Annotated in this window: 14 protein-coding genes; 6 read left to right on the top strand and 8 right to left on the bottom strand. The window is 34.7% G+C overall.

The features are described from left to right. Nucleotides 1-7 precede the first annotated feature (7 nt). The 6 genes from KIK00_RS05745 to KIK00_RS05720 all read left to right on the top strand — a co-directional run bounded on the left by KIK00_RS05745 (nt 8) and on the right by KIK00_RS05720 (nt 10,637). On the top strand, nt 8-2,575 hold the full coding sequence (locus KIK00_RS05745) for a hypothetical protein (RefSeq protein WP_255815600.1): 2,568 nt from the start codon (nt 8-10) through the stop codon (nt 2,573-2,575). A 512-nt stretch (nt 2,576-3,087) separates the two neighbouring features. Further along, nucleotides 3,088-3,681 carry a TetR/AcrR family transcriptional regulator gene (locus KIK00_RS05740; protein ID WP_047374291.1) on the top strand — a complete coding sequence of 198 codons (594 nt, stop codon included), beginning with the start codon at nt 3,088-3,090 and terminating at the stop codon, nt 3,679-3,681. 90 nt (nt 3,682-3,771) lie between these two features. Next, a complete protein-coding gene (locus KIK00_RS05735; protein ID WP_047385339.1) occupies nt 3,772-5,124 on the top strand; it encodes a TolC family protein in 1,353 nt (450 codons plus the stop codon). Nucleotides 5,125-5,133: 9 nt separating this feature from the next. Next, nucleotides 5,134-6,195 (top strand): efflux RND transporter periplasmic adaptor subunit, encoded by a 1,062-nt coding sequence (locus KIK00_RS05730; RefSeq protein ID WP_255815599.1) that lies wholly within the window; start codon nt 5,134-5,136, stop codon nt 6,193-6,195. A gap of 7 nt (nt 6,196-6,202) precedes the next feature. Further along, nucleotides 6,203-9,391 carry an efflux RND transporter permease subunit gene (locus KIK00_RS05725; protein WP_255815598.1) on the top strand — a complete coding sequence of 1,063 codons (3,189 nt, stop codon included), beginning with the start codon at nt 6,203-6,205 and terminating at the stop codon, nt 9,389-9,391. 244 nt (nt 9,392-9,635) lie between these two features. Continuing rightward, the gene (locus tag KIK00_RS05720) at nt 9,636-10,637 is read left to right on the top strand and encodes a hypothetical protein (RefSeq protein ID WP_255815597.1); all 1,002 of its coding nucleotides are present in this window, start codon (nt 9,636-9,638) and stop codon (nt 10,635-10,637) included. 74 nt (nt 10,638-10,711) lie between these two features. Here KIK00_RS05720 and KIK00_RS05715 read toward each other — a convergent pair whose 3' ends face one another. From KIK00_RS05715 to KIK00_RS05685, 8 genes are all read right to left on the bottom strand, one after another. After that, a complete protein-coding gene (locus KIK00_RS05715; RefSeq protein ID WP_047374300.1) occupies nt 10,712-11,158 on the bottom strand; it encodes a KTSC domain-containing protein in 447 nt (148 codons plus the stop codon). 147 nt (nt 11,159-11,305) lie between these two features. Beyond that, nucleotides 11,306-12,202, bottom strand: coding sequence for a retropepsin-like aspartic protease (locus tag KIK00_RS05710; RefSeq protein WP_255815596.1), 897 nt, complete (start codon nt 12,200-12,202; stop codon nt 11,306-11,308). A gap of 187 nt (nt 12,203-12,389) precedes the next feature. Continuing rightward, nucleotides 12,390-13,154 carry a hypothetical protein gene (locus KIK00_RS05705; RefSeq protein ID WP_255815595.1) on the bottom strand — a complete coding sequence of 255 codons (765 nt, stop codon included), beginning with the start codon at nt 13,152-13,154 and terminating at the stop codon, nt 12,390-12,392. Between the two features lie 211 nt (nt 13,155-13,365). Further along, nucleotides 13,366-13,746: a VOC family protein gene (locus KIK00_RS05700; RefSeq protein ID WP_255815594.1), complete on the bottom strand. Its 381-nt coding sequence runs from the start codon at nt 13,744-13,746 to the stop codon at nt 13,366-13,368. Nucleotides 13,747-14,030: 284 nt separating this feature from the next. Next, the gene (locus KIK00_RS05695) at nt 14,031-14,693 is read right to left on the bottom strand and encodes a DUF2306 domain-containing protein (RefSeq protein ID WP_255815593.1); all 663 of its coding nucleotides are present in this window, start codon (nt 14,691-14,693) and stop codon (nt 14,031-14,033) included. A 155-nt stretch (nt 14,694-14,848) separates the two neighbouring features. Continuing rightward, the gene (locus KIK00_RS22895) at nt 14,849-14,959 is read right to left on the bottom strand and encodes a hypothetical protein (RefSeq protein WP_370647745.1); all 111 of its coding nucleotides are present in this window, start codon (nt 14,957-14,959) and stop codon (nt 14,849-14,851) included. Between the two features lie 11 nt (nt 14,960-14,970). After that, complete coding sequence (gene nudK / locus KIK00_RS05690) at nt 14,971-15,552, bottom strand: GDP-mannose pyrophosphatase NudK (RefSeq protein ID WP_255815592.1); 582 nt, start codon at nt 15,550-15,552, stop codon at nt 14,971-14,973. Beyond that, nucleotides 15,539-15,898 carry a DUF4406 domain-containing protein gene (locus tag KIK00_RS05685; RefSeq protein ID WP_255815591.1) on the bottom strand — a complete coding sequence of 120 codons (360 nt, stop codon included), beginning with the start codon at nt 15,896-15,898 and terminating at the stop codon, nt 15,539-15,541. Before KIK00_RS05685 ends, nudK begins: the two co-directional genes overlap by 14 nt. Nucleotides 15,899-15,938 lie beyond the last annotated feature (40 nt).

The following is a 15,938-nucleotide window of genomic DNA, read 5'->3' as shown; positions in this document are numbered from 1 at the left end:
AAAAAGTATGAAAGGTGTTGTTACATTATTATTTCTTTTTTTATTCGGTGTGTACTTTTCACAAAATATTTTGATAAAGCTTGTTGACCAGCAAGGAAAAAAACTTGATAACATCAATGTCCAACTTCAACAAAATGGACGAACATTACAATTCAAAAAAACTGATGTACAGGGAATTTGTAATATTAATATCTCGACAAAAGGAGTTTATACTTTAAAATTTACTTCATTACTCTACAAAACAAAATTTGTAGAAATCAATACATCGGAAAAGTCAGACTTTGAAATTACGTTGGAGCAACAGATCACAGAGATAAAAGAAGTAGAAATAAAATCACGACCCAAAATTGCGACTGTAAAGGGTGATACTATTTCGTACAATATTAAAGTAGTTAAGGATGGAACTGAAAGAACTGTAGAAGATCTGATCAAAAAATTACCAGGATTAGAGATCAATGAAAATGGAAAAGTAATCCATCATGGAGATATTGTAGGACAAGTTTTGATTGATGGAAACGAACTTTTTGGAAGAAATCATAAAATGTCTACACAAAATATTTCTGCTGATATGATTGAGGGCATTGATTTTTGGCAGAACTATACAACAATTAGCGGAAATCAATCTACTGCACTGAACTTAAAACTTAAAGATGGATATAAAGAAAGGATTACAGGGAACATTGAAACCAATTATGGAAATAAAAATAGTTATCTTGCTCATGTCAATCTATTCAAATTTAGTAAGGTTGGAAATTTAGCTTTAATTACAGATGCCAATTCCATTGCAAAAGATCCCATTGGAATAATGGATTTTTATGACATGAATAAACAGGAAGAAGCAGTTACTATAGATGGAGGAATAGGAATAGATACTCCTACTTTTTTGAATAATGACGGAAAAGTTAAATCAAAAGATAATCAATTTGGAGCTTTGCAATATTCAAAATCTGGAAAGAAATTATCTGTAACTGCATTTTCAATTTTTGATCGCTCAAAATTAGAGAAACTCTCAACAATTAATAGAATAGCATTTCCAGAGCAACCAACAAACTATAATTTCTATGAAAGTCGTTTGGAAAAAAATAATGGATATTTTGGAACAACTCAAATCAAAGTAAAAAAAACTTTTTCAGACAGTAGTTTTTTTTATTACAGTTTTGGATATAATCCATCGGAAGATAACTTCGATCAAGATATAAATAGAAATACATTTCTTAAAAACAGCATTTTTGATATTGAAAATACTGTTAGAGGTACAACATTTGGGAATTTTATTTCTTGGAACAAAAAAATTAATAGTTCTAAAATAATTCTTGCTTTTTTACAACAACAAAATAATTATAAATCAACATTAGATATAAATTCCACAGAAAATATTTTTCAAAATTCATTTAATAAATTAGCACAAATTTTAGACACAGATTCTAAAAAGTATGCTTTGGATTTTTTTCTGAAAAATGATTTCAAATTTATTACGGTTAATTTTCGTTCAGGATATTCTAATAAAAATGAAAATGCGTTATTATTAAAAGCTTTTACCAATAAATCAGAAGCGAGGAAACTCAAAACCTATCATTTTCTAAATGAAATTTTTACTCAAAAAAACTTGGGCAGCTTTGATTTTTTTGGAGCATTGAGTTCTCATTTTCTCAATTTTAATCAGAGTGAGAAACACTACTTTGAAAAAAAAATAAAGATAAAATTTCAGCCAAAGACAAATACAAAGACAGCTTTAACGCTAGAATATTTTAATAAGTATAAATCTCCCGAATTTACCCAATTATTATATGATGAAAATTATAATCGTGATTTATCATATATGCGAAATGTTTCCTTGTTTCCAGAAACTTTGATTAATACGGAAACTTTCAAATTCAATTTTATTCGTTTCAATTTGAAAAAAGGAAACTATTTATTTGCAATGTTGATGTATGAAAAAGCAAATTCTAATTTTACATCAGATGTATCTAACTATGGGATGTTTTCGGAAACTTTGAATGTTCTGGGCAGTTTAAATGACCGTTGGCTCTTACTTGTTTCTGATGATAGACGATTAGGGGATTTTTTCTCGCTCAAATCTAAATTTACAGGATCATATAGTTGTACTAATAATTTTATTAACCATAAAACTAATCAGACTAATTTGAAAAATTTTCAATTAGGACAAAAGTTCTTAACAAATTTTAAGGAAATACCTATACAATTTGATTTTGGATATACATTTACCCAATCATTTTTTAATCAAAGTCTTTTTAATATTACTTCAAGTCAGCAGAATTTAAAATTATCTTTAGGAATTCGAACAAATATTAAAAAAGAATGGATTGGAAGTTTTCTAGGAGAATACCTCATCCAAAAAACGCAACAAAATACAATAAAGAATTTTTTATTAGGTGGCCAAATTTCATACAGGAAAGAAAATTCGGTCTTAGAATATAATATGGCTATGAATAATATATTAAATCTAAACTCATTTAATTATATAAATAGCTCTGTTTCACTTTTAGGAACGGATGAAACTTCAACAATAGCATTACATGGATATATTATGGGTGGATTGAAATATAATTTCTGATTTTGTTTACTCTGAATAATCAGAAATTTTAATTTTATTCAAATAATATAAAAAGCATCAAAAGAAAGATAAAACATCTGGCTTAGTCGTGTTTACTCCTTTTGAAACCGCTTCTTTTACTGTACCATAGTACATCATTGAAGCTACAAGTGCTTCACTTCCTGCAAGCATAATAATCATTCAAATCAAAAGCCAGCTGTTCTGCAAGATTTGCTAAAGAATTTAATTCTGTAACTACAGATTCATCTGTCAAGGTCGAGCAAATTCAGGATTTATACTTATGTATTTGCTGCCATTATCTATTGTTGTAGTTTTTATCTCCCATTTTGAAAAGTGATTTTCTCTCATCTGGAGTAAGAGCCTGCAGACATGGAGTTAAAGCTTTACATTCTAACATTAATGTCCTTAAAAAGACATGATGAATGTCATGACATTTTTGTTTAATTTTTTTGTTTAACAATTTTGTCAAAAATAAATTTTAGTATAAATTTGCACAAATTTGTTTAACAAAAATGTCAAATCAAGCAAAAAAAGACCAAACACAGGAATTGATCAAGGAGACAGCGAAGAATTTGTTCTTTGTGAAAGGAAAATTTGATGCTACTACGCAGGAGATTGCAGATGAAGCAGGAGTGAACAGGACTCTCATTAATTACTATTTCCGTTCAAGGGATAAGCTTATTCAGATCATCTTTGATGAAGCACAAAGAGTAGAACAGGAAAAATCGAAGATTATTCAGAACTCTGCTCTGCCTTTTAAAGAAAAGATCAGCAAGTTCATAGAAAGCAGTCTTTCTACAAGCCTTCAGTATCCGTATCTGGAAACGTATATCGTATCACAGATCAATAAAGGAACCTGCCATCACAGAGAAATTGAAGAGGATATCCTGAATGAAATGTATAGTGACATCGAAAAAGAAATGGAATTGGGAAATATAGAAAAAATGGCACCTGTTCAGTTTATTCTTAATATGGTTGCTCTATTAGTATTCCCAAGTGCCATAAGACCATTATTTATGGAAAATTTATTAATTAATGATGAAGAATATGATAAGATCATTTCTGAGCGAAAAGAGATTATTATCAATATGTTGTTCAAAAACTAAAAAAAAACTAAAGTATTTCTTGCGATGATTCGTCATTCAGAAATAAATAATGACTGAAGATTAAATAAAAAATAAACGAAGTATAAAATTATGAATAGAAAACGTATAACTGCTACAAAGCTAAAAATTGGGATAGCTTCAGCATTTATGATTTTCGGCTCTACATTGATGTCTGCCCAGCAGCAGGTTTCCCTGCAGGAAGCAATAAAACAGGCACTTCAAAATAAGGCAGAAGCTAAAAAAGCTGCTTTACAGATCAAAAAAGCCGAATACAAGATTGATGAGGCCAGAGCCGGTGCTCTTCCACAGGTCAGTGCGACGGCGGGCTTAACCTATAATCCGATTATTCAGGAGTCTTTGCTGGAATTTGGAGGAGAGAAAATCAGGGCTCAGTTTGGGCAGCCTTGGGGTTCAACAGCTTCTGTACAACTTCAGCAGGCGATTTTTGATCAAAGAGTATTTACAGGACTTAAAGCTGCAAAATCAACAAGAGAGTTTTATGTACTGAATGCTCAGTTAACCAATGAACAGATTATTGAAAATGTAGCAACAGCTTATTATCAGGTGTTCGTACAGGAAGAAAATCTTAAAACGGTAACTGCCAGCTATGCCAACACTGAAAAAGTAAGAAATGTTATTAAAAGCTTGGTTGATAACGGTTTGGCAAAATCAATCGATTTAGACAGGACAAATGTTCAGCTTACGAATATTGGTTCCAATAAGCAGACTTTAATCAACTCTGTTGAACTTTCAAAAAATGCTTTGAAGTTTTATATGGGAATCCCGATTTCTACAGATATCGAGCTTGAAGAAAAAGAGATAGAACCAAAGCCTGAACTGATTGCGAGCAACGTAAATCTTAATGATCGTACAGAGATCAAAGTTTTAAATAAAAACAGGGAACTTTTGGTTTTCAATAAAAAAGCAACCGAAGCTTATCTTTATCCTTCAGTAAATCTTACTGCGAACTACGGATGGGGAGCAAATGGAGCAAAATTCCCGTTGACAAATGGTCTTAGTAAGGGCGTTCTTTGGAGCGATTATTCAGCAATTGGTTTGAATGTAAATATTCCTATTTTCACGGGAGGAGCTACAAAAGCGAAGATCAATCAGGCAGAAATTGATATTCAGGATCTTGATGTTGATATTGAAAACACCCAGTTGAGCTTAAGTTTAGATTATAAAAATGCAGTCACCAATATGGAAAATGCATTGATTAATATCGAAAGCATGAAAGATAATGTAGGATTGGCAGAAAGAGTTCAGAAAAATACCCAGTCAAATTATCAATATGGGTTAGCAACCCTTACAGAGGTTCTGGATTCTGAAAATGCTCTGACACAGGCAAAACAGAACTATTCTAATGCATTGCTGGATTACAAACAGGCAGAGATCAAGCTGATAAAAGCTAAGGGTGAACTAAACACACTACAAAACTTATAATAAACTAAAATGAAAAAAACTTTAATATATATCATCGTAGCAGCAGTACTGGTAGGTCTAGCCGCTTACAAGATTGCCGGGAACAAAGAAAAGCAGACGCAGGAAGTAAAAGAAGTTGCCAAGCAGGTAGATAAAATCAACGTAAATATTGTAACCGTTACAAGAGAAAATATTGATACAGACTACTCTGCCAACGGGACTTTCATTCCTAAGCAGGAAATGAACCAGTCTTCTGAAATTGCCGGACGTATTGTAAGCGTTTTGGTAAAAGAAGGTTCAAGAGTAAGTGCGGGTCAGGTTTTAGCCACCATCAAGAGAGATGCTATTGAAGTGGATGTTACACAAGCTCAGAATAATTTGCAGAATGCTATTATTGATAATCAGCGTTACGAGAACGCCTTTAAAACAGGAGGTGTTACAAAACAACAGGTTGATAATTCAAGACTTCAACTGAAAAATGCACAGGCAGCTGTGAAAGCTCAGGGAGTAAGAGTGAATGACACAAGCATCCGTGCAGGTATCAGCGGAACAATCAATAAAAAGTTGGTAGAACCTGGAACAGTTGTTTCGATAGGAACTTCTATGTTTGAAATCGTTAATATCAACAGCTTAAAACTTTCTGTTTTAGTAGATGAAAGCCAGATCGGGAAAATCCAGTTAGGTCAGGAAGTTCCGATTAAAGTAAATGTTTTACCTGAAGATTCTTTCGCAGGTAGAATTACCTTTATCGCTCCTAAAAGTGATGCTTCTTTGAATTTCCCTGTGGAAATTGAAGTTCAGAACAGAGGAAACCTGAAAGCGGGTATGTATGCAACAGCTAAATTCAGTACAAATAACGGTGCAGAAACTCAGAATATGCTGACAGTTCCTGCAGAAGCCTTTGTAAATGGAGTAAGCTCAGGACAATTATTCATTGTTCAGAATGGTGTTGCTAAATTGATCAAAGTAACCATCGGAAAAGTTTACGGAGATAAAGTTCAGGTATTAAGCGGATTGAATGGAGGAGAGCAGGTAGTAACCAGCGGACAGATCAACCTGGACAATGGATCTAAAGTGAACATTATAAAGTAGTAGATCTATGAAGTTAGCAGAAATATCGATTAAAAGACCCTCGCTGGTAATTGTATTATTTACAATTCTGACGCTGGGAGGTATCCTGAGTTATACGCTCATGGGATACGAATTGATTCCGAAGTTTGAAACCAACATGGTAACAATATCTACGGTATATCCGGGAGCTTCCCCTGCAGAGGTGGAAACATCTGTGACCCGAAAGATTGAAGATGCCGTAGGTTCCCTGGAAAACGTAAAAAAAGTAGAATCTTCTTCATATGAGAGTTTATCCGTAATCATGGTTCAGCTGAACGATGGGGCCGATGTAGACTACGCCTTGAATGATGCCCAGAGAAAGGTAAATGCCATCCTTGCAGACCTTCCGGACGATGTGAAAGCGCCCTCTCTGAACAAATTCTCTTTAGATGATCTACCAATTATCACGATGAGTATTTCATCTGATAAATTAAATAGTAAAGACCTTTACGACTTATTGGATAAAAAGATAGAACCTATTTTCTCCCGTGTAAATGGTGTAGCTCAGGTTGACCTTGTAGGTGGACAGGAAAGAGAAATTCAGGTGAATCTGGATGAGAAAAAATTACAGGGGTACGGACTTTCAATTGGAGACGTACAACAGTCAATTCTTTCATCAAACCTTGACTTCCCAACAGGGAGTTTGAAAACGAGAACAACAAAATCTACGATCAGGCTGTCAGGAAAGTATAAGTCTACTGAAGAAATGAACAATCTTGTAGTTTCCAATAAAAATGGAGCACAGGTACGTTTGTCTGATATTGCAACAGTTTTTGACTCTCAGAAAGATGTTGAAAAAGTAGCGAGATTCAATCAGTTTCCGACCATTTTGATGCAGGTTAAAAAACAATCTGATGCGAATGCGGTAGCAGTATCTGAAAGTGTTCAGAAAACAATTAAAACAGTAGAAGAAGCATATAAAGTTCAGGGTGTAAAAGTAAAAATTGTAAACGATACTACAGAATTTACCCTTGAATCAGCCAACCACGTTATTTTCGACTTATTCTTAGCGATTATCCTTGTGGCAATTGTGATGTTATTATTCCTTCACAGTATCAGAAACGCGTTTATCGTAATGGTTTCTATCCCTGCTTCATTGGTGGCAGCGTTCATCGGAATGAACTTAATGGGATATACTTTGAACCTGATGAGTTTACTGGGGCTATCCCTTGTGGTAGGTATCCTGGTGGATGACGCGATTGTAGTACTGGAAAACATTTACCGTCACATGGAGATGGGTAAAAGTAAGATCAGAGCAGCTTATGACGGAGCTTCAGAGATCGGATTTACCGTTGCTGCGATTACATTGGTAATTGTGGTGGTATTCTTACCAATTGCGATGAGTTCGGGTCTGGTAGCAAATATCCTGGCACAGTTCTGCGTCACGGTAGTTATTGCAACCCTGTTATCATTATTAGCTTCATTTACCATCATTCCTTGGCTATCATCAAGATTCGGTAAACTGGAACATTTAACAGGTAAAAACTGGTTTGAGAAATTCATTCTTTGGTTTGAAGGATTAATTGACAAGTTTACACACTGGATCACCGGTATCCTTGAATGGTGTCTGAAAACGACATTAAGAAGAATCTCAACGGTAGTGATCACGTTCATTGTCTTAATCAGTTCATTCATGCTGGTAGCATTCGGATTCATTGGAGGTGAATTCTTCCCGCCAATCGACCGTGGTCAGTTCCTGGTACAAATGGAATTATCAAAAGATGCAACCGTTGAAAAAACAAACCAATTAACATTAGATGTTGAGAAGTTCTTAAGAAACGATAAAGATGTTGTAGACCTTATTACAACCGTTGGACAGCAGTCTACAGGTTTTGGTGGAGCGCAGGCAACAACTTACCAGTCTGAGGTTCAGGTAAACTTAACAGATAAATCTGAGCGTTCTGAAAGCACCAACATCAAAGCTGCGAAAATAAAAAGACAGTTAGAAGAGAAATTCACAGGAGTTGAATTCAAAACTGCTCCAATTGGTATCATGGGTGCTGAAAATGCTCCTATTGAAATGGTGGTAACAGGACCGGATAACGAAACAGCTGTAAAGGAAGCAACAAGAATCTTAGAACTATTGAAAAAAGTTCCTGGAGCTGTGGATGCAGAATTATCTACAGATACAGGTAGCCCGGAAGTTCAGGTAAGTATTGACAGAGATAAAATGTCTTCTCTAGGTTTAAATCTTTCAAGTGTAGGACAGACAATGCAGACTGCATTCAACGGAAACACTGATGGAAAATTCAGAGCCGGAGAATATGAATATGATATTAATATCCGTTTTGGAGATGTCAACAGACAATCCATTGATGATGTTAAAAACCTTATGTTTACAAACCCTCAGGGGCAGCAGGTTCGTCTAAGCCAGTTTGCTGAGGTAAAAATGGGTTCAGGACCGAGTTTGCTTGAACGTAGAGATAAATCTCCTTCGGTAAAAGTAAGAGCAAAAGCAGTAGGTAGACCGGTAGGGGACGTAGCTAATGAGTGGGCAAACCAGTTCATGAACAGCAACAAAAAACCTATTGGAGTAGAATACATCTGGAGTGGAGATATGGAAAACCAGCAGGAAGGTTTCGGTACTTTAGGAATTGCTTTATTAGCAGCTATCGTATTGGTATACCTGGTAATGGTTTCGCTATATGACAGTTTCGTATATCCTTTCGTGGTATTGTTCTCAATCCCGTTAGCGATGATCGGAGTAATGGTGATCCTTGCATTAACTGCAAACTCACTAAACATCTTCACCATGTTAGGGATGATCATGTTGATTGGTTTGGTAGCGAAGAATGCGATCCTTATCGTTGACTTTACGAATGCAAGAAAGGCAGCTGGAGCTAATACTCATGATGCTTTGGTACAAGCTAACCACGCCCGTCTACGTCCGATCCTGATGACAACGATTGCGATGATCTTCGGTATGTTACCAATTGCATTGGCAACAGGTGCAGGAGCTGAGATGAATAAAGGTCTTGCATGGGTAGTAATCGGTGGTTTGACATCGTCTCTATTCCTTACCTTGATCATTGTACCGGTAGTTTACTCTCTGTTTGACTCTGTTCTACGCAGAATGGGTAAAGATACTAAAGTAGACTATGAAGCTGAAATGAAAGCAGATTACGTACACAGAGAACTGAATGAGGACGGATTTACTCCTAAGCATTTAGATAAATAAAAGTTAAGCCTTTAATTAACCAAAAGCGCCTCAGAATTTCTGAGGCGCTTTTTTTATTTGTAAATCCCGGTGCTTTCTAATCGTTATTTTTAAACTATATTTGCCATCCAATGTTTTCATTTTGGAAACATTCTTAGGCAGATTTCGAAAAACCTATAAAAAATTATAAACACAAATGAAAAAATTAATTTTGCTATCTTTATTGTATTGCACTAACATGGGCGCGCAGAACTTATATTGTACAATGTCAAGTTATTCTAATAACGTCATGTACGATTATATGAATAAACTGAATAATAGCAGCGGGGCACAAATGTCATCAAACTATTTGTTCAGCAATGGGAGTTCAAATATTGGCAGTGCATCATTCGATCCTTCTTCCAATATGATTTTTACTCTTAATTCAAGCTTGAATGTACTGGGTAAATATAATGTTGGAAATGATACATTTTCATCCTTATATTTACCTTGGCCTACCAATAGTGGTGAACTGTATGTAAACGTTGCCATTGCTAATGGAAGATTATTTGCCGTTAAAGAAAGTTCTTCCAATATTGTTTCTGTGTGTGAATTTGATAAACTAACAGGAAATTTTGTTTCTGAACATATTTATACAACGCCTTCCCTTAGTGGTTTTTCGGATTTTGCCTTTTGCCAGGAAACCAACGAACTTGTACTTTTGGTGAATAGTAAAATTGTTAAATATAACATTACAACAGGAAGTGAAACATCATTCAATTTACCTTCGGCAAGTTATAGCAGTATTGTACCTGTAAATCAGAAGCTTTATATTACGAAGCAGAATACCGTTTCAGGAAATATAGTGTTTACTATAGAATCTTATCAATTATCCACTGGGAACCTTGTTGGTTCTAATGTGCTTTCCACAACCTTTACAGAGGTGGATGAAGGAATCAGTAATTTATGTTTCCTGGGAGTTACCAACGAACTTGTAGGTACCATAAGTTCGCAGAATGAAATCAAGTTGCTAAAATTCAATATCGGTACATCTGCTGAAAGCTTAACCCATCTTTTTTGGGGACCTTACTATTTTTTAGGAGATATGGTAGCCACTACTCCTATGTCAACATTATCAACAAGTGAAAGTTTGGATAAAATCAAAAGCAAGAAAATAAAGAATGTTTATGATATATCAGGGAAGAAAATATCTCCTAATACTAAAGATCAGATAATCATTCTGGAATATGAAGACGGAACCCATAAAAAGGTATTTCAAAAGAGATAAAATACATTGGGAGTTTCGGTAATAAAAAGGCTTCCGATGTATACCGGAAGCCTTTTTATATTGTATCGTAAAAATTAATCTGCCATAGCCTCTCCGGACTTTCTGTAGATAAAGTTTCCATAGATGTGTCTTCTTGCAAAACGGCTTGGTGAATCAGCGTTGATCATTTTGATATAAGTATTTTTAGGAACTCCCATGTACTCATACATATTTCCGTTCAGATGCTGAACCGTTAAAATCGACTTTTCAAGATAAAAATCCTGAATGTTAGATTTTGTAATGGTTTCTGTATATTCTTCTTTATATTTTTCCTGCGTCTCAGAATTGATACTTACCAAAAAATGATATGCTTCAATCACAGACTTGCTTTTTTCTTCAGCTTCTATTTTTCCGGATTCATCATTAATGAATTTATCAGGATGTGTATCTTTCATCACATTTCTGTAAATAGTCTTTAATTCTTTTAAAGTAACATTTTTATCTACTCCAAGAAGCGTTCTGTGCTCACCAATTTTTTTCATATCTAACCCTTATTTTCGGGGTGCAAAATTAAGCAATTATATTTAAAAAACCATAACTTATTCATTATTAATTTATTTCGCGGAATGCGGGGTGGAAAAAATATCATAGCTTCAGACGGATAGAATGTGTATAGTTAACCCTTACAGTTAATTAAACTCCGAATACAGATTTTTATTCAGTTTAAAATAAATAAATCCGTTCTTAAAATCAATGACGGTATTGAATCTTTTTAAAAACTGATTGCCAAAAAATCCCGCCATTTTTTCGGTAGCATCAATTCCTTCTGTAGAGGCAGAAAGTGTAATCGGGAGGTTATAAAGATATTTTTGGGCGAATTGGACAGCCGGACAAAGAACCACAGGCATTTCGTATATAGAACCATCAGAACCTCTTGCTGTAGCTTTGCCTATGGTTTTCATAATTTTTACCAACTCATTACTTTTTGCAAAAGGAGAAGCTATTGTAAGCACATCATCCGCTCCGCTGTCAAGCCCGAAGAATCCTGAATATTCTTTGCCATTCACTATTATACTGCTTTCTACAGCGGGGTAGTTGCCAATCATATGAAGCTTTACTTTCTCATATCCTGCTAAGTCAATAGACAGGTTATTTTCTTCATGAAAGCGGATTTTATTTTGATGATAATCAATTTCAATGATTTTCCCTTTCATCAGATCAGTTCCGAAAACTCCGTCAAAATCAGCAGAACCATAGGGAATAAGAGTAAACTGTATATCGTTTTTCTGAATGTTTCCAAACTGTACTGTATTGTGATTGCTGTAATCAACGGAATTTACCCCGTTTGATCCTTTATTTTCAGACTGTCCGTCAATTTTCAACGGTACTTTTTTCTTTGCATTGATATTGATGACAGAACCATCGGCACCTGTATCAAACAGGAACTTTATACTGTCAGTTTTATTGACTTTACAATACACATAAATGGAATTGTTTTCCAGAGAAAAAGGAAGGATAGTAGGTGTCTTTTGAGCTGATACTGCTAAAGAAAATAGCAATATCAGAAAAATAATAATCAGTTTCATGGAATTGTTTTTAGAAGTACGAAAATAGAGGTAATGAGCAATTTCCCAAAGGAATAACCAGCCATTAACCCTCCTTTAACCATTCCTTAACTGTTCTCTGTAGAACTTTGCAAATAAAAAGCAGTACCCAATCTGAGTACTGCTGTTATATTTTTTTATAATTAAATGTTTCAATCTTTTAATCAGCCTATGGCTCATCACAAGTTCTTTTCAGCTTTGTAAAAATCTTATCAAAATCCTTGTAAGATGTTACCTCATCTTCACGCTTCTGTCTGAAGCTGCTGTTGGCACAGTTGTGAAAGCCAAGGCCAATCAGGTCTATCAGTGCATAATCTTCTTTTTGCGGATCATTCATTTTGGCATCAAATCTTGCCATTACACTTTTCGGATCAGCATTGTTTTTACTCTTAAGTTCAGTGTAATTTTTCCATGCAGCAAACATCTTTTCTCTGTCCGGAGAGGATATCGCGTCAATCTGTTCTCTGCAGGTATTGTAATATTTACTGTTTTTAAGGGTGGAAGGATCAGAATAAGCCAGTATTTCTTCTTTATTCAGCTGGTATTCATTTTCAAAAGAATCAATGGTATTTTCCATTAATTTTTTCCATCTGGGAAGATCAATGACTTTAATGCTGTATAATTCCTTTTTCTTTTCCTCGTACTGCTTTTCAAGGTCCTGTAAGTAAGCTTCTCTGTTTTGACGGATTTCTTCAAGCTGGGAAAGTTTAAAAACAGGGCGGGTATCAAATACAACTCCATTGAACTGATACAAAAGCTTATTGACTCCGTCTATTTCTTCTTTTTTATATTTAGCCGAATCAAAATATCCTTTATTGTCACAATTGAAAGTCTGATAACTATAAGGTGTCAGATTGTTTGTTTTTGCTGGAGCTTTTTGCCCCCATATAGTAATGGATAAGGCCAATGTAAGCCCGATCATCATTTTTTTCATGCACATAAGTTCTGAAAGAATCCGAATTTTTCTGAATTTCGGTGCAAAATTAAGGCTTTAAATTCAAAATCTAAAGAATTAAATAGATTTTCTCAATAGATTTCCCATATTTTATAAAGATTTTCTACCTGCATTTTATTTTTTGCAAAACTGAAGGAATAAAACACTAAAAAACGGGTAAAGAAAAACTAAAACAGAGTATATTTTTTACCTAATAATAGTTACTTACTTCAATAAGATTCTGATCCGGATCTCGGAAGTAAACCGATTTGATTTTTCCTACAGCTCCGGTTCTGTCTACAATCCCTTCAATGATTTCTACATTTTTCTGTCTGAGCTCTTCCATTACATCATGAATGTCTGTTTGTGCAATAAAACAAAGGTCTGCAGAACCAGTGGTAGGACGTTCTGCTTTAGGCTCAAATTCATGTCCTTTCTGATGAAGATTGATCTTTTGATTTCCAAAAATCAATGCTTTTCTGTTGTCTCCAAAAGTTACTGCTTCAAATCCCATCACATGGGTATAAAATTCAATAGTCTTATCAATATCTGTCACAGTGAGGACAAGGTGGTCAAGGTTCTTTATTTCCATAAATTAATTCTAAGGATCAATTCCAATCAAAATTAAGGTTATTTGTAAGCCTGTTGTTACTGTTATTGATTGTTTTTTTAGATTTAAAATAATAGATTTACACAAATTAACACGAAATCATGATATATTATTTTTTTCTTCTTTTTATTATCGCTTTTTTTGGAGGAATTGCTTATCTTATAATGCGTTTTTTCAGTAAATGGACCCGAAGTAACAAGTATGAAGTACTTTTTAACACTTTAATATTTATCACATCTTTTTTTCTGGTTTCATTTCTAAGTCTTTTAATCTTCTTTTCCACCGTTGATTTTTCCAGGTAATAAAGCCTCTTTTCTGAGAATTAAATAAGCAATGAAAAGGTTGATGAAAAGGGCAGCCCAGACATTCAAGCCGTAAAAAAGCTCGTAATCATGGCGAGTTTCATTATAAAACATATTTTTAACAATTCTGAAAGTAATGGCTGTGGTGGTCACCGCATAGCTTAAAATCATGTAAGTTCTATGTCTGCTGATATTTCCTTTTTTAATGGAAAGTACAGCAACAATGGTAAGATATGCCCAGAGAACATCCTGAATCAGAAATCCTGTAATCCCGATAAGACCACCATTTGAAAAAAGTCCCAGTACAAAACATGCCGGAACATTGATGATCAAAATATTGTAGACATATATTTTCCCAATGATCTTATGAAGGTCTCTGTTTTCAGTTAAAAACCGATTTGAAAACTGAGTAAGACCAGCCAGAAGACAAAGCGTTATAGAAAAAATATGAATGTAGAAAAAAGCCATCCAATACGGATTGCCGACTACCTGCTGCTTAAAGGCCAGAAACCCGATGTTTTTATCAAAAGAAGTATACTGAGAAATCGTTTTCAGCATGAGAATACTGAAAATCAAAACTGAAAATAAAGCGATTACTTTAATGATTTTTATTCCTAGCAACTTCATTATTCATAGATTATTGTAAAATATCTCGAGGATTGGAATTTAATCTTCCAAAATGACTCTGATCTGTTTTTCTATATCTTCAGGACTTTCAAACTTTCTTAATTTAAGAGATTTTCCGGAATTTCCAAGCTCTTCTATAATATCAAGGATCAATTCTAAGGCTCAACCTCATCGCCAAACATATTGCTGTCAAAGTCTGTTCCTACCAGTAATCCATCATTATTCATTCCCAGACACCAGTTTTCTGCATATTTATTGAGCGAAATAGGAGAGGGTTTTACATGATTCCTTTCATCCGTAGGTGCTGCAAAAGCATAATCGTTTTCGCATCTTTGATTTCACCGGTATCAATCATGGCCAGGCTTTCATCAAAAGATAGTTCAAGAACTTCTATATTTTCACCTTCCTCTTCCAATCCGCCGCCGTCCGTGATTTTCATTTCATTTGAATATTCTGCAATAAAGAAATGAAGGATTTCTGTAACAGATCCTGGGGACATATAGGCTTCAAATACCTTTTCAACTTTGGAAATTTTATATCCGGTTTCCTCTTCCGTTTCCCTTTTTATACAATCTTCAGGATTATCATTATCCAAAAGTCCGGCACAGGCTTCAATGAGCATTCCCGAAGGATTTCCATTGATATAAGTTGGAAGCCGGAATTGTCTGGTCAGAATAACCGTGTTTGAAAGTTTGTTGTAAAGGAGAATAACAGCTCCGTTTCCGCGGTCGTAGGCTTCTCTGCTCTGAGTTTCTGTAGTTCTGTCCTTTTTTAAGACAGAATAGGTGACTTTGTTTAAAGTATACCAATTGTCTGAAAGGACTTCTGTGTGAAGGATTGTTATATCAGGATTTTGCATAAGGAATATCTTCTATGTTATAATAAATGGTCAGACCTCTTTCTTTGGCTATTCTTACATCCTCATCAGCTCCTTTTGATGCTCCTTCTATACGCAGTACCGCATCACATTTTTCAAGAAGGGCATGAGCTACCGGATACTGTATTTCCTGCCATGCTTCATCGCCTATTTGGGTAGAACCGGCAAGATGGATCAATGGCAGCGCAACCCATTCTCCGATAATAGGAATATGCCCCTTTCTGAAAATAGGAAGAGCAACGGCTTCAAGATTGTTAAGATTCTGTTGGATAAGCTGCGGATCATCGTTCGTTCCGCTGCGGTAAGGGCCTGCAATAAGTATAAACATAATTTTTTTTGGTAAAGTAACAGAACTTTCAGAATAAAAA

The sequence above is a fragment of the Chryseobacterium sp. MA9 genome (assembly GCF_024399315.1).
Classification (GTDB): domain Bacteria; phylum Bacteroidota; class Bacteroidia; order Flavobacteriales; family Weeksellaceae; genus Chryseobacterium.
This window is presented reverse-complemented; position numbering and strand designations above follow the sequence as displayed.

Coding starts and splice junctions, on each gene's coding strand:
- KIK00_RS05745 (WP_255815600.1), top strand. CDS start 8: ATGAAAGGTGTTGTTACATTATTATTTCTTTTTTTATTCGGTGTGTAC.
- KIK00_RS05740 (WP_047374291.1), top strand. CDS start 3,088: ATGTCAAATCAAGCAAAAAAAGACCAAACACAGGAATTGATCAAGGAG.
- KIK00_RS05735 (WP_047385339.1), top strand. CDS start 3,772: ATGAATAGAAAACGTATAACTGCTACAAAGCTAAAAATTGGGATAGCT.
- KIK00_RS05730 (WP_255815599.1), top strand. CDS start 5,134: ATGAAAAAAACTTTAATATATATCATCGTAGCAGCAGTACTGGTAGGT.
- KIK00_RS05725 (WP_255815598.1), top strand. CDS start 6,203: ATGAAGTTAGCAGAAATATCGATTAAAAGACCCTCGCTGGTAATTGTA.
- KIK00_RS05720 (WP_255815597.1), top strand. CDS start 9,636: ATGTCAAGTTATTCTAATAACGTCATGTACGATTATATGAATAAACTG.
- KIK00_RS05715 (WP_047374300.1), bottom strand. CDS start 11,158: ATGAAAAAAATTGGTGAGCACAGAACGCTTCTTGGAGTAGATAAAAAT.
- KIK00_RS05710 (WP_255815596.1), bottom strand. CDS start 12,202: ATGAAACTGATTATTATTTTTCTGATATTGCTATTTTCTTTAGCAGTA.
- KIK00_RS05705 (WP_255815595.1), bottom strand. CDS start 13,154: ATGAAAAAAATGATGATCGGGCTTACATTGGCCTTATCCATTACTATA.
- KIK00_RS05700 (WP_255815594.1), bottom strand. CDS start 13,746: ATGGAAATAAAGAACCTTGACCACCTTGTCCTCACTGTGACAGATATT.
- KIK00_RS05695 (WP_255815593.1), bottom strand. CDS start 14,693: ATGAAGTTGCTAGGAATAAAAATCATTAAAGTAATCGCTTTATTTTCA.
- nudK (WP_255815592.1), bottom strand. CDS start 15,552: ATGCAAAATCCTGATATAACAATCCTTCACACAGAAGTCCTTTCAGAC.
- KIK00_RS05685 (WP_255815591.1), bottom strand. CDS start 15,898: ATGTTTATACTTATTGCAGGCCCTTACCGCAGCGGAACGAACGATGAT.